The sequence below is a fragment of the Streptomyces sp. CA-179760 genome, from assembly GCF_050937045.1.
In the GTDB taxonomy this organism is placed as follows: Bacteria; Actinomycetota; Actinomycetes; order Streptomycetales; family Streptomycetaceae; genus Streptomyces.
This window is the reverse complement of record NZ_JBNJLZ010000001.1, coordinates 9,319,407-9,338,589: the sequence shown is the minus strand read 5'-3', so window position 1 is coordinate 9,338,589 and position 19,183 is coordinate 9,319,407. Positions and strand designations below refer to the sequence as shown.

Below are 19,183 nucleotides of genomic sequence, written 5' to 3'. Positions count from 1 at the left end.
ATCATCCACGACCAAGATCCACTTTCGCAACAGACCCTAGCTTGATCTTTAACCTGTGCGGCGGGGTCGTGGGGTCGTTGACTTCTTCGTTCGCTGCTTCGCCGCTGATGTTTTGCGGGGCGTGTGCACGTCGTGGCGGGGTGTGGGTCGGGTGTTCTTTCTGCCTGAAGGTCGTCCGGGGCCGGGGCGGGACGGTTTCGGTGCTTGGGCCGGGCAGCTGGCCTTGGGGCGGATGTGCCGAAAGTCGCGGCGGACGCGGGCCGGGGTGAGCCTGTCCGGCGGGCTCGGCTTCTCCCAGGGCCGACGCCGGTCGGCTGCCAGCGTTCGGGCCAGCCGCAATTGGGTGTAGGCGGCGAGGATCAGCCATGTCCATCGGTCGGCTGCCTCGGGGGTGCGGATCTTCGGGGAGGTCCAGCCGAGGGTCTGCTTGAAGAGGCGGAAGGTGTGCTCGATGTCGAAGCGTCGCAGGTATGCCTGCCAGAGACGGTCGGCGTCCACCGCAGTGGCGTCGGTGCCTGACCACCACAGCCAGACCGGCTTCGGTGTTGCTCCGCTGGGCAGGTGACCGATGTCCAGGCGGATGACCGTTCCTTCGACGATCGGGAGGGTGCCGTCGTCGGCTGCCCAGGAGGAGCGGTGGGTCAGCTTGGGGTGCAGCCGGTCCCAGGAGCGTGCGGTGGCGGTGCCGTAGAGGCGGGTGTCGGTGACCGTTTCGGTGTCCGGGGTGCCCCAGGTGTCAGGCTGCCCGAAGACGAACTCGCTGCCGTGCCGGGGTGGTCGGCCCTGGGTGTGCGGGAGGCGGGGTGGGGCAGCCCTGCGTAGGACTCGGTCGGATCGCATCCTGGCCAGCACCTGGACCGGCAGGTCCTTGAGGAGGAAGCCGAGGCGGGGTGCGTCGTATCCGGCGTCCGCGACGATGAGGATGTCCGGGTCGCCTGTCTGCCACTGTCCCGCGGTGATCAGTCGCTGGAGCAGATCGCGCAGCTGCCGGGCGGTGACGGTGGCGGTGTCGTCGCCGGGCGTCAGACGCAGTGCGTCCAGCGGTGCGGTCCATGAGCTGCGGCCCGGCTCGAGCGCGCAGATGATCGAGTAGGGCCAGCCGGGGACCGGGATGTGCTGGTCCTTGCCCCGACCGTAGGTGTGGCACAGGATCCGTTCGGGTGAGGTGTGGGCGTCGGGCCGCAGCCAGCAGGTGACATCGACAGCCAGGACCAGCCGGCCATCGACAGCCCGCGGCAGCGGCACTTCGGCCAGTGCCCGCCGCAGCCGGCCGGCATCGACGCGTCCACGGGCCACAGCCGCGTAGAGCCCTCCATGGCCGCGACGGTGTTCACCCACCAGTGACAGCTCGGCCAGCGACCTCACCGGCCCATCACTGCACAGAACGGCATCAGCAAGCTCGAACAACGCGTCCGAACGAGCGGTCAGACAGGCATAGAACTCGCCCCGGAAGCATGACAGTTGCGCCAACGACTCTCGCCGGGCGTCGTGATGCAGCAGACTCATCCTCACGGCCTTCGTGCTGGACGTGTGTGTTCCTTGGTCGGAGCACATGTTCAGCCGAAGGCCGCTTTGGTGTACGGCGGTTACCGGACCAGGTGATCAAGTTCGACACACCATTCGACGCCGGACGTTAAAGATCAAGCTAGTGCTGTCCGGGCAGGTTGGTGACGCGCCGGCCTTCGAGGCCGTCATGGCAGGCATCCGTGTCCCGCGCACTGGCCTCGGGAGGCCAGGGACTCGGCGGGAGGCCGTCCTGGCGGACCGCACGTACTCATCCCGGATCGTGCGGCTTCCAACTCCTACGGAAACGCGTCCTACTGGCGTGAGCCAGGGCGGGATGGGGCTGGCCGGATTCGAGCCGGCGTCCTCCCACATGCGGTGAAGGCGCGACAACCGCTGCGCTACGAGCCCCATCCCGCCCGCGATCATAGGAGCACCCTGACCCCAGCACTCTGAATTTATCCGCGAGATCTGATCACTCAGCGCGACGACGTCACAAAACCTGAACTAGAACCTCTGCGACAGCACTTGTCGATGAGTTTGAGCAGCACTTACCGATCTTCGGCGCGTTCGTTGTTCAGCAGTTCTGACGGCAGCCGAGAGGGAGTGGGGTGTGACCGAGATGCGCGCCAAAGGGGCAACGGGATGATCTTGAAGCCCTGAGCGCTGGCCCCGTCCCGTATGTCAGAGGGACACCTACGCTGTTCTGCCAGCGGCAGAACACCGGCCGGACCGGGCTCGACGATCACTACAGTCCAGTCCCATGACAACGATCACGACGCGCACGGTCGAGTACCCGGCCGACGGTTTGACGATGATCGGGCACCTCGCGCTCCCGGCCGGTGTTGACCGCCGGCCCGCAGTGCTGCTCGGACCAGAGGGCATGGGGCTCAGCGACGTCGAGCGCCGCCGGGCCGATGCTCTCGCCAAGCTGGGATATGTAGCGCTGGCCTTCGACCTTCACGGCGGGCGCTATCTGGGTGACCCCGAGGAGATGCTGGCCCGTTGCATGCCACTGCTCGCTGATCCCGACCGGATGCGGCGCATCGGCCACGCGGCACTCGACGAGTTGCGCACCGAGCCCCGGACTGACCCCGACCGGATCGCCGCCATCGGCTACGGCACCGGGGGCGCCATCGCGCTGGAACTCGGGCGAGCCGGCGTCAACCTGCGCGCGATCGGGACAGTCAACGCAACCACCACGGGCCGACCGGGCGAGGCAGCGCGCATCCGCTGCCCGGTGTGGGCCGGGGTCGGATCGGAAGACCCGATCATGCCGCCCACGCAACGAAACGCGTTCACCGCCGAGATGCAGGCCGCGGGCGTCGACTGGCGCCTCGCGATCTATGGCGGCGCCCTGCACGCCTTCCACCACCCGCCGGTCGACCACCCCGCGGTCCCCGGCGTCGGCTACCACCCACAGCACGCGCAGCGAGCCTGGCGCGACGTCGTCGACCTGCTCGCCGAGTGCCTGCCCGTGACAGAGGAGTCGCGGAACTCCTCCAGTACCGCCGCATAGCTGGTGCCCATGCGGAGGCCTTCGGACCGTGTGCGGGCCCGGGTCGCGAGCACCACGCGGCCCGAGGTCAGGGTTTCCAGGTACGGAGGAAGGACGCGATCCGGTCGGCGGTGCAGCGCGGGCTGCGCAGCTCATGGGCGAGTGCGGTCAGCTGTTCACGGGTGGGGCTGACCGGAATGTTGCTGGCCTCGAGATACATAACGGCGGCAGCACAGGCGACGGTGAGGTTGGAGCGCTCCAACCAGCGGCAGCGGCCCAGGGTGTGCACCAGGGCGGCGGCGCGAGCGTAGGGGCCGTCGTAGACAGGGGTGTCGAGGAGTTCGCCGCGGTGGCGGGCGACGGCGGCGATGGGCACGCCGTAGTCGTCGGCGGCCGGGTCGCGGTGCCCGGCCCGTTCCGCCACCTCGAGGATCCAGGACTCGTCGACGTGCAGGATCACGCGGCAGCGCCCGGCTGCTCGTACGGGGCGTCGAGCTGCTGCTCCAGGTCGTCGAGGAACGTGCCGTGCTCATCGATGAGCCGCTGGGCGGCCGCCATGCCGGCGGCACGGGCGCCGGTGGTGTCCTCGATGATGAGCCGCTCTACGTACTTGTTGAAGTCCAGCCGACGGGCGGCCGCGGCGGCCTTGCCCGCCGCGAGCACGTCCTCCTCCAGCCGGACCTGCGTCTGCTTCTTCATGGAAGTCACATCCTTAGGGTAGCAGGGTGGTAGCACCTGGGCTAGTAAGACAACGTTTCTGATGGCTTGATCGCTCGTTGAGCCGTGTATGTCGGTCTGGTGGAGCGGTTGGTACCGGACGAGTTGTGGACGCTGTTTCGGCGGGTGGTCCCGCTGACGGAGGTCATACGCCCGCAGGGCGGCGGCAAACGGAGGGCCGGCGACCGCGAGTGCCTGGCGGCGATCATCTTCGTGGCCACCTCGGGCTGCACTTGGCGGCAGCTGCCGTCGGTGTTCGGGCCGGCCTGGCCTACGGTCTACCGCCGCTTCGCCCAGTGGAGCCGGAACCGGGTCTGGGCCAGGCTGCACCGCGTCATCCTCGACGAACTCGGCGCTCGGGGTGAGCTGGACTGGTCACGGTGCGCGATCGACTCCGTCAGCGTCCGGGCGGCAAAGGGGGGCCACTGACCGGACCGAATCCGACCGACCGCGGCAAGCCGGGATCGAAAATCCACCTGATCACCGACCGAAACGGCGTGCCGCTGTCGCTCGGCATCTCCGGCGCCAACATGCGCGACAGCCTCGGCCTGGAGCCGCTCGTGCGCGGGATCCCGCCCATCCGCTCCCGTCGCGGACCGCGCCGCCGGCTCCCGGCCAAGCTCCACGCCGACAAGGGCTACGACTACGACCACCTGCGGAAATGGCTTCGTGAGCGTCGCATCCGCCACCGCATCGCCCGCAAGGGCATCGAGTCGTCCACGCGGCTCGGCCGACACCGCTGGGTCGTCGAGAGAACGGTCTCCTGGCTGGTTCGGATGCCGACGCCTGCACCGCCGCTACGAGCGCAAGGCCGAGCACTTCCTGGCCTTCGTCGGCATAGCCGCAGCCCTCATCAGCTACCGCCGACTCACCAACTGAAACAACGTCTAAGTGGTCGGTCGGTGGTCGGCGCACACCGCTGCTCCAGCGGGACGAGCGAGCACGGCTCTATCGATCGGGGGCTGGTGGAAGGGATTCAGCGGGCATTTCGTTCTCGCCGCCGCCCGGCCCGACCTGCTGCGCCGTGAACCGCCCGCCCGCGGCACCTGAGGCGAGGGCGAGATCGCATCGGCCCGTGAGATCACTCCTTCACAGTCCGCCGCCTTCACAGTTCGGCTGCTCAGAGCCTCGCTCCTGCTTCATGTCGCAACGGCCCACGACGCATGCCGAACTGCTGCGTCCCATGGCGATTCGCCCACCCCGCCTCCGGCAACACCATCGGCGCTTCACGAACTCGGCAAGGTCGACGTGCTGTCGCTCTGCCTCTCCCCGACCGTCTTGCTGATCACCTTCCTCACATCGCCGCCTTTGCCGCGTCCCGCCGTCTGGTTTCGCCCGGCTCCCTATCCGCCTATTGCGCGAAGAAGGGTGAGCGTCCATTATCAGGAATCCTGTTATTTTAAAGTTGTAGCGAAGGGGGCCGAATCATGCCATTGAGTCCGCGAGTCCAGGCCAGAGGGATCCAATTGCTGCTCGGTCGGATGATGTCGCGGGTCCACAAGGACCTGCGCTTCGCGGACATCCCGCAACGCACCGAAGCCCTCCTCGTGGAGACCGGCGCCGGCCCGGTGCCGTGCACGGTCTACCGCCCGCCGTCCGACACCGGAACCCCTCCCCCTGTGTACGTCAACTTCCACGGCGGCGGCTTCGTGGTCGGCCGCCCGGAGCAGGACGACCACATCTGCCGTTACATAGCCGCCACGGCCGGCTGTGTCGTGATCAACGTGGACTATGCCGTCGCCCCGCAGCGGCAGTTTCCGGTGCCCGTCACTCAGGCGTACGACGTCACCGCGTGGGTCGCCGAGAACGGTCCCGCGGGCGGCTGGGACGGCTCGCGCCTTGCCGTGGGCGGACACAGTGCCGGGGCCAATCTGACTGCCGCGGTCTGCCGCATGGCCCGGGACCGCGGAACCTTCTCGCCCCGGCTCCAGATCATCGACTCCGCACCGCTCGATCAGGTCGCCGACCCGGCCACCAAGCAGTCCCTCATCGCCAAGCCGCTGCTCAGCCCTCAGCTCATGCGGGTCTTCACGGCCGCCTACGTCCCCGACCCCGCCCACCGTGCCGATCCCCTTGTCTCACCGGCACTGGCCGATGATCTCGCCGGGCTCCCTCCCGCCCTGGTCATCACGGCGGAGAACGACCGCTTGCGCGAGGAGAACGACGCCTACGCCAAGGCTCTGGAGGCCGCCGGCGTTCCGGTCATCCACCGTGTCTTCGAGGGAGTCGATCACTACTTCACCCACACCGGTCCGGTACCGGCGGGGAAGGCCGCCATCGACATGATGGCAACCACCTTGCGCACCGCACTCAGCGTCTGATGCCAGCCGGCCGAGTTAGGCGAAATGGTGCTGGGAAGGCGCGCGGCTGACGAGTGCGGCCCATGCGCCGGCAGGGAGTTACTCCGGCCGGGTCAGCACGCGGAAGGCACCCCGTTCGTCCACGCATGTTCACCTCCGTGCATGAGCACAATCCCCCTCCCGACGGCGAGATTTCACACTCGAAGCTGGCCGAACCGCCCTCGAACGGCGAACTGGTCGCGTCCATCCGCGCGACTCCCTGACCGTACGTGGTCGGCATACCAAGATCGCTCCATTGAGGCCATGCGCATCACCTCCCACGAGTCCCACATCGAGATCCGCGCCCAGGCCCCAGATGGTCACGGTCAACGCACTGCTGCTGGTGCTGACCGTCGTGATCGCGTGGCAACCCTTCGGCCCGTACTACCGTGCCGCCGGCCGACAAGACTCAAGAGTGGCTGGACCTCGCCACCCGCGTCCTGGCCTACCGCGCCACCTACGAGATCACCGATCAGGTGGTCGCGCTCGGACCAGAACCCGACGACTACGTGCCACGCCGGACACTGTGGTTCAACGACCTGACCCGGGAACTGAAGAACTGGGCATAGCCCCACCTCACCGCACGGGCTTCGACAGGTGCCGTCGGCCCCGCACGACGTGAGGGGGCAGGTGCGGCATCGGGCGGCTGCCGCAGCCGCCGCCCCACGGCAGCGGGTGCTGGTTCAGAGGAGGGAGGTGAGGTGACGCAGTTGTTCGACGAGCGGCAGCTGGGGGAGGGACAGCGCCAGGTCGCCCTTGGGCGTCCCACCAGGCCGCACCGCGACACCTCGCCGTGGGTCCCCTAGCCGGTCCTTGCCCGAGCCGCTCGTGTCACGCGCTGCGGTTGGCTGGCCAGAACTCCAGCAAGTAGGCCTCGCTATAGGTATACAGCGAAGGCTGATGGTTCGAGGATGCCCGGCTATGGGGACGGCAGGAAGACAACCCCGCCGATCTAGGCGGCGCTGCCGTGGCCGGCTTCGCGCGGGTCCCCCATCGGCCGCGTCAGCCCGGTGTCCTCGACCACCCGGCGGCCGCGTTCCGTCTCGTCCAGCTCCCAGTGGTGCTGGCACTCCTCACACCGCGGCCCCTCCCCGATGTCGAACTGCTCTCCGTTCGGGCAGTCCGTGCCATCCCCACGCCCCGCACACGCTTCCCCGGTATCCCCCATGCGATCGACCGTGCGGCCCGTCTGAGCGTGCCGGAAGGGTGCCTGTGGGGGCGCACGGGCGCTCGGCCCTGGTGCAACGCCTCAGCGGTCCTCAGTGATCCCACAGGCGCGTGACGGGACGTCAACGGCCGGTCGTTCGCCGGGGATCCTAGACCCGACCCCGTCCAGCACATTGCAACGCCACGCATCACGGGGTAGGGGCGCCGAACCTCCGGCACCTTGAGAACCAACGGGCGGAGGTTGCGCGGCTAACCGCGGCATGCCACACGCTTCCTGTCCGTCGTAGGCGTTCGACTCGCTCGGATCTTCTCGACACCAGGGAACGGCAGAGGACTTGCGCGCCTAACTACGGCCTGCTGCACAGTCCGGGCCCGTCGCTGGCGTTCGACTCGCTCAGTACTCATTGAGAGGTGCTGTCCGGAGCGCACCCCACGACGCAAAGAGGCAAAGGGACGTACTCCTTCGCTGTCCCACCGTTCCTGAGACTTGAGGGGAAACCACGATGACCACGGCTCAGCCGACCCTGCCGCGGGTCCCGGATCCCGAACCGCACCGACTGCTGCACCGACTCGTCACGGGGCTGCTGGTGCTCGGCTTCCTCGCCTACGGCAACGTAGCGTGCAGGTCCGACACCCCTCCCTCGACCGTTCAGCACTTCGGAACTACTCGTCCAGGCCAGCGGGGCCCTCCCCAACTGCGGCACATGACATGCCTATTAAGGTGACAGGCGCTGCACAAGGCGGGCTGCTGGGATCTCTTCCCAGGGCAGGATGGAGGGGCATAACTATGGCAACGCCAGGAAACAGGAGGGCAGACAGCAACGCGGTATTACGTCGCGCCAGACAGCCCCACCCCTCGAAAAGGGAGCCAGGGGTAGATCGTACGAGCGTCTTCCGCAGTAAAACGTTCTGGGCTGGAGTCGTCGGTGCCGCGGTGTCTGGGGCCGGCGTCGTCGTATGGCAATCTGGGTGGGGTTGGTTTCAGGAAGAGATCGCTGGCCCGCCAGAACTCAAGGTCTACGCAACCGATGCCCTTGGATGCCGCCCGGGCTATTTTGGTGAGTCGATAAGCTCACTGCAAAAGCACGCAGATGAAGTTGGGGCGAAGGGCGGCGTACGCATACCGACTGCGGACGATCCCGTAACGATTCACGCCACTCTGCAAGGCGAGTCGGGTCAGGCCATCGTTGTGACCGGCGCCGAGGTGACCGTCCTCTCAAGCGAGCCGCTGCCCAAGACCGGCTCCGTGATCGACGGTGAATGCGGAGGAGGGATCGATGAGCGGACTTTTGACGTTGACTTCAGTCAAAGCCCGGTGACTGTCGAACCGCAGATACGTAGCGTGGCGAATGGAACCACTATGGGTCGAAATTTTCCATTCAAAGTGTCGTCCGGAGATCCCGAACAGTTCACATTCGACCTGAAGAATGTCAGCCGTGACGTGAGTTTCGCCATTACGTTGAAATGGGTTTCCAATGGAGAGCCCGGAAGTACCAGGCTTGACAATGGAGGGCGAGGGTATCGGGTAATGGGATTGCCTACCAAGGTGCCTCGGTACCCACTGGGTGCCTTGCATAAAGAAACAGACAATAAGGACTAACAGTGGCAACGGCTAACGCAATGAGCCGAGTTGTCGGTAGGTGATGAGACGACAGGCGCGTTTGAAGAACGCTTCGCTGATGTCGGCTTCCCATCGGATGCGCAGATCTCGGAAGCTGTGCAGCGCGCAATACTCCTCTCGATGCCCCCGCGGTAGGTGCCCCGTCCCGTGCCGTGCAGGGTGCCGCGGCGGGCGGTTGCGGGCACGATGCCGCAGGCACGGACCTGGTCGCGGTAGATGTCGTGGTCATAGCTGTGGCCGGCGAACAGCGACTCCGGCTTGCGGCGGGGCGCCCGTCGCCGGACTGCCCTCACACCAGCAGACCGCCACTCTCCACCGGCCTTCCAGCATGAGGATCGTCAGCACCGCAACCCTCGCGCCCACGCCAACCGTGCACGAGGTCGTTAGGGCTCGCAGAGAATCAACATGCTGATTTGATCTCCGTACGCGGGTTTCCTCGCCGAGTTGCTGATGGCCGAGTGCGAGGACCGGGACCGGCGCCGGGCCGAACGCCGCATCAGGGCAGCTCACTTCCCCCGCGAGAAGTCGTTGCGGGAGTGCCACTGGGCCGCTGTGGAAACCTGCCAGGACGGCTGCAGCGCCAGAGATGACGCGTGCGCATGCACTCCCGAGGAGGCCCATCTGGTCACGAGGATAGCTGGCCTGTCCGGTTAGGGCCCGTCGCACTGAGTGCGATCACCCCTATCCGCAGCTTTCCAGTGATGCGGCAGTTTTCCCCTTGCGCCAGGGGTTAGCCTTGGGTGCGATATTTTCTCGGAAGAAGTCTTCTTCGGTCTTCTCGACTTTCCCGGACTTGTCTCGACGCCAAAGCTGGTCGGTGGAGTCCCTGAAGTAGAGGTATGAGACGCTGATCCATCCAGATAGTGGCTCACTCTCCTCCGAGCAGGCATTTACCAGGTCAAATCTCCAGGGCTGGGGAGGACGCTCGCCCTCCTCCGCATAAAAAACTACGTGGACGTCGCGAACCGGTGTTGTTCCGGTATTCCTGACGACCAATTTATCGAAGGCTCGTCCGCCGTTTTTGAAGGTGACAAGGTGGACCACCTTTGACGCTTCCCTCTTCTCAGCAGATGCCGCCGCCTTGTGCCCGTCCTGGTACGCAATGATGGAAACAACAAGGGCGGCTACGGACACGATAGCCGTCGCCACCGTAGCCACCGTGTTATTACGTTGGTACCGCCGTTCCCACCTGATCGACGGCTGTGCCGGAGTCATGCACTAGTTGTAGCGGAACCGCTCGCCTTCTGACAGCAGTTCACATTGATTGCCTCGCACAGGTAGACCGCGACCAGACCAGTAGGCACTGGCCATCCGCCTCCACCGTGCCGGTCTCCAACACGCTGCGATATACCACCGCGGTGACCCGAGGGACCGCAGCCTACAGATGACCGGCACCCCCAGGCACCATGCGAGCGATGCCAGAGTGAATTGCGCTGCACACGTCGAGAGCATCCCGACGACTACGTGACCACGCGCCCCTCGCACCGGTTCAGCCCGGTCACGGCTTGCGCTGGCGGGAGCACCAATCACGAACGGGGGAGCCGCCACAGGTGAGTTCCCGCGCGCGCCTTCTCCGCCGGCAGCTCGCGCACCAGGTGGTAGAGGTTTTCGAAGTACTCCTGCCACCGGTTCGGGTCGGGCAGATCGTTCCTCGCCCGCTTGGCGCGCTCAGCCTGCACCAGCGGCTCCAGTCGCTCCCATACCGAGATCACCGACCCTCCGAGGTAGCCGGAGACGGGCTCGATGTCTACTACCCCGTGCGTGACCAGCGCCCCCAGGTTGTCGTAGAACCAGGCCAGTTCACGCATCAGGTCCCGCTCGGACTCGGGTAGTCCCTCCAGCCCCGCGGACAGATCCCAGGTCGGCGACTGCTCATACACCACTTGCCGGGCTTGGGCAAGACGCGCACTGCGATGCTCACGGAACAGATCAACCAGGACGGGCAGCGTGTTCGCATGCTCCGTCAGCCGCAACTGCCGCACGGAAACGAGGCCGGACACCCCCAGCGCCACGACCGATACGAGCACCGCCGCAATCTCCACATCGTCCCCTGGCCCTTCTCACGCCTCACGCCCGTCGTTCCCCTACCACGACAGCGCCAACCCTCCTCCGAATGCCGTTGCAGCCCTTGCCCAGTCGTCGCCACGTACTACCTCTGGCGCGCGTTCTGGCTGGACCAGCAGGACCGCCCTGCGGCCGACACCAACAAGGCCCTGGCCGGCAAGAAAACCGGGCGGCCGGCCGCCTCGGCAACGTCGCGGCGGGCCATTTTGCCAACCCGGCGGGCCGCCAGCATCCCGACCGGTGCGGCTGACGTCCCTCCTAGACGGGCACTTGCTCGCCAGGGGTGAGACCGACCCACGTGTTCGCGTCTTCGAGGACGACGTAGATGGGGTCCTTGCCTGCGTCCCAGTCCGTCGGTACGACGAGGTAGCGGCCGTTGCGTTCCTGGAGCAGCCGTAGGCCGGTGTCGCGGTAGCGATGGCGCCATCCTGGCTCCCTGGCTGTCTGCCTCGCGGCGCATCAGGTCCGGGCGGCAGTCGGCGAGAGCGAAGGCCCGTTGGAGCCCTTCCACCAGAGCACGGTCGATGCGGTAGAGCCGCGCCTGCTCGTCCCGCTGAAGCAGTTGCCCCGCGCCAGCCGGGCCGACGCGGCGCTGCACCACCTTGACACTCGTCAGGGAGCCGCCGATCTTCGCTCGCGGTATCCGGGCCGTCGGGTGCTCGGCGAAGTACTGCTGGACGTCGTCATACGACGCCGTGCCTCCCACCTCCACGATGCGACGCAGCACCGCCCGGGCCCCAGGCATCAGGGACGCGATCATCTGGAACAGCAGTCGATCCGTCCAGCCATCCCCAAGGTCGTCACCGCCGAGGCCTTCCGGGCCCGTACGGCGCTCGGCCGTCGGCGCGTCCGACCAGTCGGCACCAGGACGGAGCCCGTAGGCCGCCTGCACAGCGGCGATCGCCTGCTCATAGCTGTCGGCCGCCATGTCGATGATCAGCCGCACGCCCCGCCCCTTCGTGGTTGCTGTGGCCATCCTGCCGCACGAACCAGGCCTCACCGCTCCTGCCCTCGCTGCCGCCCAGACCGCCGGATATGTGAACTGGCGTACGGGGCACGAGTGTCGGGCCATAAGTTGTGACCAGAACTCCTCTCTTCGGCTGAAAGACAGACGGAAGACATGACTGACCACGCGACCACGCCTGGACCGGCGGCGCATCAGAAGATCGACACCTCGGTGCCGCACTCGGCTCGTATCTGGAACTACTGGCTGGGCGGGAAGGACAACTACCCAGTCGACGAACAAGCCGGCGATGCCTACACCGCCCTGTTCCCCGGCATAGTGACCATCGCCCGCAGCAGTCGTGCCTTCCTGCGCCGCAACATCACGTACTTGGCCGCCGAGGCGGGCATACGCCAGTTCCTCGACGTCGGAACAGGCCTGCCGACCGCCGAGAACACTCACGAGGTCGCCCAGCGGATCGCCCCAGAGACCCGGATCGTGTACGTCGACAACGACCCGATGGTCCTGGCCCACGCCAGAGCCCTGCTCTACTCCACTCCGGAGGGAGCGACCGCCTACATCGACTCGGACGTGCTCGCCCCAGACCGCATCTTGGCGGCCGCCGCCGACACACTGGACTTCAGCCGCCCGACGGCCCTGATCCTCAGCAACATCCTGGGCCACGTCGCGGACTACGACCAGGCACGCTCGATCGTCACCCGCCTGATGGGCGCACTGCCGCCCGGCAGCTACCTCTCCATCAACGATGGTTCGCGCTTCATCGACCCAGTCTTCGAGCAGGCTCAGGACGCGTACAACGAGAGCGGCGCCGTCCCATACAACCTGCGCACCGTCGATGAGATCACCTCGTTCTTCGACGGTCTGGAACTCCTGGACCCCGGCGTCGTCTCGGTCCCCCACTGGCGGCCCAGCCCCACCGACCCGGCCCAGGAAGTCATCGCCGAACACGGCGGCCTCGCCCGCAAGCCGTGAGGCCACGCTGTGATGCTGTGATGTGACACCGACATAGGGTGCGGGTGCTGCTGGACCTGCTCATCCAGCCAGGCAAGAGCCTATCCAGTACCGGGTCGCCTTCGGCGCGGCTCATGTACGTGAGGTCGATGAGTACCGATCCTGGGATCGGTACTCATCGACCTCACGTACATGAGCTCTGGTTCTGGGAACCGTTCAGGTTGCGCGGCGCAGCGGCACGACGACGTCCTCGCCGGTGCATTTTGCGCTGACCCTTGGTGCGGCCACTTCCTCAGGACTCCAGGGGCGGGAGGGGAGGTAAGGTCCCCCGTTCATGGTGTTCAACTTGCTCAACCAGCCCGCCACACGCTCGTGCAGCAGTCCCCTCGCCACGTATGCCTCCATCAGCCCTGCCGGACCTCAGCCACGCGGCTCGTTGACACCCCAACAAGCCGCGCCCGCCTGAGCAGCGGCGAGCCCCGTCGGTGCACCGGAGGCTCCCTTGGCCGACGGCGTACCGACCCGTAGGCGCGTAGAGCCGCCTACAGCGCTGGAACCCGCAGGAGCCGTGCTTCCTCCGGCCCCTGCAAATGCTGCGCTGCGACGGACGACACCACAGCCGCTACCCAACAACCGCTACTAGGACCACGAGGGGCACCACCCGGATGACTCCGCTCCGACCGAACAGCACGTCCAGAAGCAGCATTAGCCGGCCGGCACACCCGCCCCACTCACCTGCTGAAACAAGCTGTCTGCCTCACCGCAGCACCGGTTACAGGACGGTGCCACCGTGCACTGCGCGGGCGCTGACGGGTACAGGGTCCGCGCAGTGCCGGGTCCCACACCACTCGGACCGATTCAGCAGACTCCCCGCCGTCCCCGGGGAAACAGCGGGGCGTCGTCGGCAGTTCCCGTGCTGCGGTGTGAGGGTTCCCGCTGGCGCGCTGGCGCGGTAGACGGCGGGCATAGCTGGGCGGCCGCGCGGGGCGCGGGGCTTTTCAGTCGGCGGCCGTACCGGGTATGTGCTTCGCGACCTGGTTGATTGGTCCGATGAGAAGCCAGAGCGCTGCCACACAGGCGAGTGCACCTGTCCAGGGAGCCTGCCGACCGGACAGCCACGGCACGGCAAGCAGGAATGGCACCGCGTACACCATCAGCCGCCGCACGGCACCGCGCGGCGTCCAGCACCCCTCGCTGGAGGCCACCAGACCGAAGGCCAAACCACCGATAATCCCGCCCATGAGCCCGGTCATCAGCAGGCTGAACCCGGAAATCCCCCACCGTACCCAGCCGGACCACGCTCCCGCCTCCTCGGGCATCACCGCGCTCACCAGCGCAAGGACCAGCCCGGCCAGCGGGACACACAGCAGCACCAGGTGCGCCAGCCGCAGCATGTCCCACAGCCAGTCGCGCTCCCCTGGTTGTCAGGCTCCAGCCCGGCTACAACCTGCGGCTTGCTACCCCTGTCGGCGATCATGCCGCGCCTCACCCAGCAGGCCGCGCACCAAAGCACCATCACCCACAGCACCCCGCAGCCCAGCGCCGCACCGCCAGTGGCCAACGCCTGCTCCTGCCCTGCCTGGTCCGGCCGCCACCACAACAACGCCCCGGCCAGTAGCCCCAGCAGCACCGCGGCGGCCGCAACGAGCCGGGCGGCCGCGATGAAGCACACCCCGGTCCGCCGCGCACGACCCCTGTCGGCGTGCAGCCGGCCCACCCGGTACAGGCTGACCAGCTCGCCTCGCTCCCGCCGGCGCCGCTCGCGCAGCCGCGCTTTCACCATGGCCCCGCCCCCTCCACGCAGCGACTCTGACCTACGCAAGACCGGATGCAGAGTACGGCTCCAACCTGCCAGTCCGTCAGTACACAGCATGAACTTCCGTACCCCGGTATCGTCGGGAAGAGCAGAAGCAGCCCGAGGGCGGCCCGGTCAACGTGATCGGCCAGGCCGCGGCCTGCATGAGCCAGCCGACGCCGGACAACTGACGGCCATCAAGCAGGGCAGGGCGACCTGTCCGGGATCTAGTCGCTGCAAGAGGCGCAGGTAGCGCCTCCGGGGGCGACCAAGATTCGCAACTCCCCCGACTCAGCCGGAGCCCGAGCGGGTGGGCACCAGGATGCCGTCCACGATCAGCACTACGTCCTTCGCGAACCGTTTGCGTGGAACGAGCGCGAGTTTCGGGCCAAGGTGGTCGAGGGTGTGGGCCGTGTCCACTCGGGGCCACGCGGCCCGGACGATCCGAGGCTGCCGGCCAGGGTGGAGCGGCTGGTGCTGTTCCAGCGCAGCACGCGGCCGATGCTCACCCCTGCGGTACTGGAACGCCCTGCCCCGGCACTGCGGCTGCCTGGGCAGGGCCACGTTGCAACGGGCGGCTACCCGATCCAGATGACGTCCAGGACGGACAGGTACCGGGTGAGACGGTTGATCACGTAGACGACGGACAGCTGCCCAACCGACGCGGCGCGGACATCCTCGCCTTCCGGGTCGCCGGCGTTCCACTGGGGCCAGCCTCACGGGGAGCACACCGCGATGTCCAGGACATCACGGACCATCTCTTTCCCCGGCAGCTGCATGCCGGGAACAGGGCGCCTTGGTGTGCGGGTCAGGCCGTGACTCGTTCGATCGCGATGGCGAGGACGCCCAGGGCCTCCTTCTCCAGGCGGTAGAAGCGGCAGATGTTCGTCATGCTGATCGCGCAGGGAGTCGGGGTTGACGTTCTGCGGGCCCTCGGTGTCGAGCATCTCCTCGAGCGCGGCGTAGCGGGCGACGCGGACCAGCCAGACCATGGCGCCGACGTAGTTGTTCACGCTGCCGTCCCAAGCGGTGGCGTCGAGCATCCACGGCGTGGCGCCCGGCGGGAGTGAAGATGCGGGGCGGGGCGCCCACCACTTCTTCGGCAGGTGACGTGGACGCTCTCGCACCAGGTCTGGGTACCCTGCTTGCCGGTCACCACCTTCCACGACGCGTTGGCGGTCAGCGCCGACTCGTTCACGCCTTCGGTCAGGCCAGGTCCGAGGAGCCGTAGTAGCCGGTCTTGCCCCGCAGGATCACGGTGAATCCGGCTGGGACGGCATGGGCTTCGAGCCGGGCCTGACCGCACCCGCGGTGACGGGCCCTACACGTTGCCGCCCCGGTTGAGCCAGCACCGGACGGCGCCGCCGTCGTAGACGACGATGTAGTCGGCCTTTCCGTCGCCGCTGATGTCGCGGAACGTCGACTTCTCACCGGGGTAGTCGGTCTCGTTGACGAAGTACCGGTGCTCGGTGAACCCTCCGGCGCCCCGGCCGCCGTCGTTGACGTACGCGTGGACGGCACCGGTGGAGCCGACCATGAGGTAGTCGGCCTTGCCGTCGCCGTTGACATCCGCGAGCCGGAGCTTGTCCCGGGAACCGTAGGAGACGCCAGGGGCCCAGTTCAGGATTTCCTCGAAGCGGTACCCGCCGTCCTGCGCTGGGTGGTTGACGTAGGCGTGCACGGCCCCGCTGTCACCGACCCGGAGATAGTCGTCGCGGCGATCGCCGTTGATGTCGGCGAACCGGACGGCTTCGCGCGGCACACCGGCGGCCTTCGGATTGACGGCCAGGACTGCTCGGCTCCACGTGACCCGGCCGCTACGCACCCCCTCGTTCACGTAGTGGATCAGAATCTCGGTGGAGCTCCCGGTCGGGCGGACCTCGACGAGGTCGTCGCGGCCGTCGCCGGTGAGATCGGCGAAGCGGAGGCTCTCAGCCTCGGCGCGGTTGTCGATGTCGAAGTCGGATTCCACTTCCACCCAGTGCGGTTTGCCGGGCTCGGCCGGGGTGTTCAGGGCGATGCGCATGCGGCCGTCGTCGGGGACGCGTATGTAGTCGTCGCGGCCGTCACCGTCGATGTCCGCGAGGTCGGTGCGGCCCTGCGGAGACGTCATCCCTGGAGCGACGACGCCCAAGGCGCGCCAGCCCGGACCGGCCGCGCTTCCCTCTTCCACGTTCGGGGCACCGGCGTCGTCGCACCGCGAGCCGGTCCCTGTGACGGGTTCTCGCAGCCACCCCTCGTCCTCGACACGCAGCAGCGCCTCGGCGAAGGCCTGGGCCACCTTGCGGTAGCCCTCGTCATCGGGGTGCGAGCCGTCGACGTCCTCGGTCGTCAGCTCGCCCATGCTGACCAGCCTGACGTGTTCGCCCTGCCGCTGGCGCTGCTCGACGATCCGGGGCAGTTCGGCGTTGTACCGGTCGATCTTGGCCTGCATTCCCGACTTCGTGGAGGGGACCAGCGTGGCAACCAAGACCGTGGCCTCTGGGGCGTCGCGCAGGATCTGGTCGATGAGAGCGCCGAGCCGCTCTGGGGCGCCGGCGAGCTCGTGATCCTGGTTCATGTCATTGGTCCCGGCCATCAAGGTGATCACATTGGGCCGGTACACCTCGACGGTGCAGTCCAGCACGCGGGCGATCTGGTCGATCCGGTACCCCGGGTGGCCCTGGTGGTCGTGGTCGGCACCGTCCGTCTTTCCCGAGCGCTGGGAGCCGACCATGTCCACGTCCCGCTTCTGGAGCAGGCCCGTGTCGTCTGCGACATATTTGTACTGAGTGGACTGTTCGAATTCGGCGCGGTACCCGTCGCCGTGGGTGCTGTTGACCCCGTTGCTGATGGAGTCGCCCGCCGCCATGACTCGTGCGGGAACGGGCTGCCACACAGGCCTGGACGGCGGGGTCTCGTCCGCGGACTGGTCCGGTCCCACCTGTACGCCCCAGTGGTCCGAGCCGACCTGGTCCAGCCGCCTCACTCTGAGGTCGTAGAACCACTGGTCGGCGACCACGTAGTCCAGTTCGTGGCCGCTGTTCTGCGTCCGCTGACGGGTGCGGTAGATCGCTGCCGAGGGGAAGTCCCTACGTGTGATGAGGGTGTCCGGCTCGACGTTGAAGTCGCCACCTACCGCCCACCGGTAGACCTCGCCGTCCTGTCTTGCCCATTCTTCGACGTGGTCGTCGATCTCGTTGAGCATGGCCGCGGAGTCACCGCCGCCGCCGGACAGGCCGTGGAAGGTGAAGTACCAGTGCTGTCCGAAGCGCACGCCCAGGGCCCGCCGGCCGGCGTCCACCGGATTCTGGACCACCCGAACCTGGTCCGCCGCCCCGCGGACCACGATCGCGATGTTCACCCGGCCTCCGGTGTTCGTCCCCCCATTGGTGTCCGTCTGGAGGAAGTAGACCTCGTACGGCCCGCCTTCGTGCGTCTCGGTCTCCGGGTTCCAGGTGCTGTTCTCGTACGTGTCCCCGTCGACCGTCGTACGGGTGATCGACCTGACGCGCTCTCCTGTGTCGTCGACCAAACTGGACGGCGGCCCCGCGCCTGCTTCCTGCAACAACAAGACGGACGTCCGCGTCATGTACTCACGGACCCGTTGCCACTTGATGCCCGCCTCACCGGCCAGGCCCTCACCCTGCATGTTCCAGGTGATAACCGTCCTACGGTCGATTCCTGCGGCACGCGCGGGGCCCGCTGTCAGGGCCACCACGGCCATCGACGTCGCCAGCATGGCCATCATGAGGGCAGCCGTGAACAGCGCCCGTAACGGCCGGGAACGTAGGTATATGTGTCTCACGCCAGTCTGACGGTCCCCCGACCTCATCGGTTGTCCCCCGTCCACCGTGACGGCGCTCACAGTGAACAGGACGGCTCGCCCGGTTCCTGCCCAGGCGGTGAGCGCGGCCCGGTTATGTCCCGTGGACGCGGCTCCACCAGGGAAAACGGGGTGTGCGGATCAGAGTAGGAGTCGGTCAGTGAGCGGCGGCGGTGGCAGGATGGGAGCAGGTCGTACGGGCCCAGGTCAGTTTCACAACTCACCCAACCCGTACGGCCTTTCTCATGTCACGGTCCAAGCCGACCCGCATTGCCCCGAGGGCGTAACGACCTCGGGAGCGATCGACTCCCGGTGCGGCTTCTGTCAGACCGCTGTGGGAGGCTCCGTCGATGGAATCTTCAAAGGTGATTGAGGCACTGTGGGACCGGATCCAGGCTCGGGACTGGGCAGGCGTCGCCGAGTTGATCGCGGAGGATGTCGTTGTCGAGTGGCCGATCAGCCTCGAACGCATCATTGGCCGGGACAACTTCGTCGCGGTGAACCGTGAATATCCGGAGGGCTGGTCGATTCGGGTGCTCAAGGTGGTGACCGAGGGCGACGAAGTCGTCTCCGAGGTCGAAGTGCCACATGACAGTCTTGGCGTCTTCCGCGCGGCATCGTTCTGGACTGTCCGTGACGGGCAGGTCGTCCGTGGGACGGAGTACTGGACGAGCATGGGAGCGGACCCGCGGCCTGAATGGCGGGCCGCCCTCGTCGAACCGATGTAGCACGGCGGGCCCCTCTGAGCCCGGACCTCTA

General features: G+C 67.2%; 16 protein-coding genes, 1 tRNA gene and 5 pseudogenes. 9 read left to right on the top strand and 13 right to left on the bottom strand.

The features are described from left to right. Positions 1-48: 48 nt before the first annotated feature. Positions 49-1,506, bottom strand: coding sequence for an NF041680 family putative transposase (locus tag ACQEV8_RS42260; protein WP_432966417.1), 1,458 nt, complete (start codon positions 1,504-1,506; stop codon positions 49-51). A gap of 142 nt (positions 1,507-1,648) precedes the next feature. Between ACQEV8_RS42260 and ACQEV8_RS42255 the strand changes: the two are divergent. Next, a pseudogene (locus ACQEV8_RS42255) lies at positions 1,649-1,792 on the top strand (IS5/IS1182 family transposase); the annotation flags it as partial. A 49-nt stretch (positions 1,793-1,841) separates the two neighbouring features. Here the strand turns inward: ACQEV8_RS42255 and ACQEV8_RS42250 are convergent. Then, a tRNA-Ala gene (locus ACQEV8_RS42250) sits at positions 1,842-1,915 on the bottom strand. Positions 1,916-2,266: 351 nt separating this feature from the next. On the opposite strand from ACQEV8_RS42250, the gene ACQEV8_RS42245 reads away from it, so the two are divergent. After that, complete coding sequence (locus ACQEV8_RS42245) at positions 2,267-3,022, top strand: dienelactone hydrolase family protein (protein WP_432972217.1); 756 nt, start codon at positions 2,267-2,269, stop codon at positions 3,020-3,022. A gap of 67 nt (positions 3,023-3,089) precedes the next feature. On the opposite strand, the gene ACQEV8_RS42240 is transcribed toward ACQEV8_RS42245, so the two are convergent. Together ACQEV8_RS42240 and ACQEV8_RS42235 are read right to left on the bottom strand one after the other, a co-directional pair. Then, on the bottom strand, positions 3,090-3,461 hold the full coding sequence (locus ACQEV8_RS42240; RefSeq protein WP_432972214.1) for a fic family toxin-antitoxin system, toxin component: 372 nt from the start codon (positions 3,459-3,461) through the stop codon (positions 3,090-3,092). Then, positions 3,458-3,700, bottom strand: coding sequence for a hypothetical protein (locus ACQEV8_RS42235; protein ID WP_432972211.1), 243 nt, complete (start codon positions 3,698-3,700; stop codon positions 3,458-3,460). Before ACQEV8_RS42235 ends, ACQEV8_RS42240 begins: the two co-directional genes overlap by 4 nt. A 96-nt stretch (positions 3,701-3,796) precedes the next feature. Here ACQEV8_RS42235 and ACQEV8_RS42230 point away from each other — a divergent pair. The 3 genes and pseudogenes from ACQEV8_RS42230 to ACQEV8_RS42220 all read left to right on the top strand — a co-directional run bounded on the left by ACQEV8_RS42230 (position 3,797) and on the right by ACQEV8_RS42220 (position 6,626). Then, positions 3,797-4,597: pseudogene (locus ACQEV8_RS42230) on the top strand (IS5 family transposase). A gap of 548 nt (positions 4,598-5,145) precedes the next feature. Continuing rightward, complete coding sequence (locus tag ACQEV8_RS42225) at positions 5,146-6,039, top strand: alpha/beta hydrolase (protein WP_432972208.1); 894 nt, start codon at positions 5,146-5,148, stop codon at positions 6,037-6,039. Positions 6,040-6,446: 407 nt separating this feature from the next. Then, entirely contained in the window at positions 6,447-6,626 is a 180-nt protein-coding gene (locus ACQEV8_RS42220; RefSeq protein ID WP_432972205.1) for a hypothetical protein, read from the top strand. Between the two features lie 383 nt (positions 6,627-7,009). Here ACQEV8_RS42220 and ACQEV8_RS42215 read toward each other — a convergent pair whose 3' ends face one another. Continuing rightward, a complete protein-coding gene (locus ACQEV8_RS42215) occupies positions 7,010-7,225 on the bottom strand; it encodes a hypothetical protein (protein ID WP_432972202.1) in 216 nt (71 codons plus the stop codon). A gap of 933 nt (positions 7,226-8,158) precedes the next feature. On the opposite strand from ACQEV8_RS42215, the gene ACQEV8_RS42210 reads away from it, so the two are divergent. Then, on the top strand, positions 8,159-8,824 hold the full coding sequence (locus ACQEV8_RS42210; RefSeq protein WP_432972199.1) for a hypothetical protein: 666 nt from the start codon (positions 8,159-8,161) through the stop codon (positions 8,822-8,824). Between the two features lie 12 nt (positions 8,825-8,836). On the opposite strand, the pseudogene ACQEV8_RS42205 reads toward ACQEV8_RS42210, so the two are convergent. Continuing rightward, positions 8,837-9,114, bottom strand: a pseudogene (locus ACQEV8_RS42205) (IS5/IS1182 family transposase); the annotation flags it as partial. A gap of 154 nt (positions 9,115-9,268) precedes the next feature. Here ACQEV8_RS42205 and ACQEV8_RS42200 point away from each other — a divergent pair. Then, a pseudogene (locus ACQEV8_RS42200) lies at positions 9,269-9,379 on the top strand (IS21-like element helper ATPase IstB); the annotation flags it as partial. 147 nt (positions 9,380-9,526) lie between these two features. On the opposite strand, the gene ACQEV8_RS42195 reads toward ACQEV8_RS42200, so the two are convergent. The 3 genes from ACQEV8_RS42195 to ACQEV8_RS42185 all read right to left on the bottom strand — a co-directional run bounded on the left by ACQEV8_RS42195 (position 9,527) and on the right by ACQEV8_RS42185 (position 11,855). Next, positions 9,527-9,979, bottom strand: coding sequence for a hypothetical protein (locus tag ACQEV8_RS42195; RefSeq protein ID WP_432972196.1), 453 nt, complete (start codon positions 9,977-9,979; stop codon positions 9,527-9,529). Between the two features lie 392 nt (positions 9,980-10,371). Further along, on the bottom strand, positions 10,372-10,887 hold the full coding sequence (locus ACQEV8_RS42190; protein ID WP_432972193.1) for a DUF4760 domain-containing protein: 516 nt from the start codon (positions 10,885-10,887) through the stop codon (positions 10,372-10,374). Between the two features lie 107 nt (positions 10,888-10,994). Further along, on the bottom strand, positions 10,995-11,855 hold the full coding sequence (locus ACQEV8_RS42185) for a hypothetical protein (protein WP_432972190.1): 861 nt from the start codon (positions 11,853-11,855) through the stop codon (positions 10,995-10,997). Positions 11,856-12,029: 174 nt separating this feature from the next. On the opposite strand from ACQEV8_RS42185, the gene ACQEV8_RS42180 reads away from it, so the two are divergent. Next, positions 12,030-12,845 carry an SAM-dependent methyltransferase gene (locus ACQEV8_RS42180; protein WP_432972187.1) on the top strand — a complete coding sequence of 272 codons (816 nt, stop codon included), beginning with the start codon at positions 12,030-12,032 and terminating at the stop codon, positions 12,843-12,845. Between the two features lie 977 nt (positions 12,846-13,822). On the opposite strand, the gene ACQEV8_RS42175 is transcribed toward ACQEV8_RS42180, so the two are convergent. From ACQEV8_RS42175 to ACQEV8_RS42160, 4 genes and pseudogenes are all read right to left on the bottom strand, one after another. Further along, positions 13,823-14,218 (bottom strand): hypothetical protein, encoded by a 396-nt coding sequence (locus ACQEV8_RS42175; protein ID WP_432972184.1) that lies wholly within the window; start codon positions 14,216-14,218, stop codon positions 13,823-13,825. A 707-nt stretch (positions 14,219-14,925) separates the two neighbouring features. After that, a pseudogene (locus tag ACQEV8_RS42170) lies at positions 14,926-15,021 on the bottom strand (IS5/IS1182 family transposase); the annotation flags it as partial. Between the two features lie 314 nt (positions 15,022-15,335). Next, positions 15,336-15,662 (bottom strand): hypothetical protein, encoded by a 327-nt coding sequence (locus ACQEV8_RS42165; RefSeq protein ID WP_432972181.1) that lies wholly within the window; start codon positions 15,660-15,662, stop codon positions 15,336-15,338. A gap of 278 nt (positions 15,663-15,940) precedes the next feature. After that, positions 15,941-18,250, bottom strand: coding sequence for an FG-GAP-like repeat-containing protein (locus ACQEV8_RS42160; RefSeq protein WP_432972178.1), 2,310 nt, complete (start codon positions 18,248-18,250; stop codon positions 15,941-15,943). A gap of 524 nt (positions 18,251-18,774) precedes the next feature. Between ACQEV8_RS42160 and ACQEV8_RS42155 the strand changes: the two genes are divergently transcribed. Next, complete coding sequence (locus tag ACQEV8_RS42155) at positions 18,775-19,152, top strand: nuclear transport factor 2 family protein (protein ID WP_432972175.1); 378 nt, start codon at positions 18,775-18,777, stop codon at positions 19,150-19,152. Positions 19,153-19,183: the final 31 nt, after the last annotated feature.

Excerpts from the sequence above, each read along its gene's own strand:
- ACQEV8_RS42260 (WP_432966417.1), bottom strand. The coding sequence starts at position 1,506 with ATGAGTCTGCTGCATCACGACGCCCGGCGAGAGTCGTTGGCGCAACTG.
- ACQEV8_RS42245 (WP_432972217.1), top strand. The coding sequence starts at position 2,267 with ATGACAACGATCACGACGCGCACGGTCGAGTACCCGGCCGACGGTTTG.
- ACQEV8_RS42235 (WP_432972211.1), bottom strand. The coding sequence starts at position 3,700 with ATGAAGAAGCAGACGCAGGTCCGGCTGGAGGAGGACGTGCTCGCGGCG.
- ACQEV8_RS42225 (WP_432972208.1), top strand. The coding sequence starts at position 5,146 with ATGCCATTGAGTCCGCGAGTCCAGGCCAGAGGGATCCAATTGCTGCTC.
- ACQEV8_RS42215 (WP_432972202.1), bottom strand. The coding sequence starts at position 7,225 with ATGGGGGATACCGGGGAAGCGTGTGCGGGGCGTGGGGATGGCACGGAC.
- ACQEV8_RS42180 (WP_432972187.1), top strand. The coding sequence starts at position 12,030 with ATGACTGACCACGCGACCACGCCTGGACCGGCGGCGCATCAGAAGATC.
- ACQEV8_RS42175 (WP_432972184.1), bottom strand. The coding sequence starts at position 14,218 with ATGCTGCGGCTGGCGCACCTGGTGCTGCTGTGTGTCCCGCTGGCCGGG.
- ACQEV8_RS42165 (WP_432972181.1), bottom strand. The coding sequence starts at position 15,662 with ATGCTCGACGCCACCGCTTGGGACGGCAGCGTGAACAACTACGTCGGC.
- ACQEV8_RS42160 (WP_432972178.1), bottom strand. The coding sequence starts at position 18,250 with ATGCAGGGTGAGGGCCTGGCCGGTGAGGCGGGCATCAAGTGGCAACGG.
- ACQEV8_RS42155 (WP_432972175.1), top strand. The coding sequence starts at position 18,775 with ATGGAATCTTCAAAGGTGATTGAGGCACTGTGGGACCGGATCCAGGCT.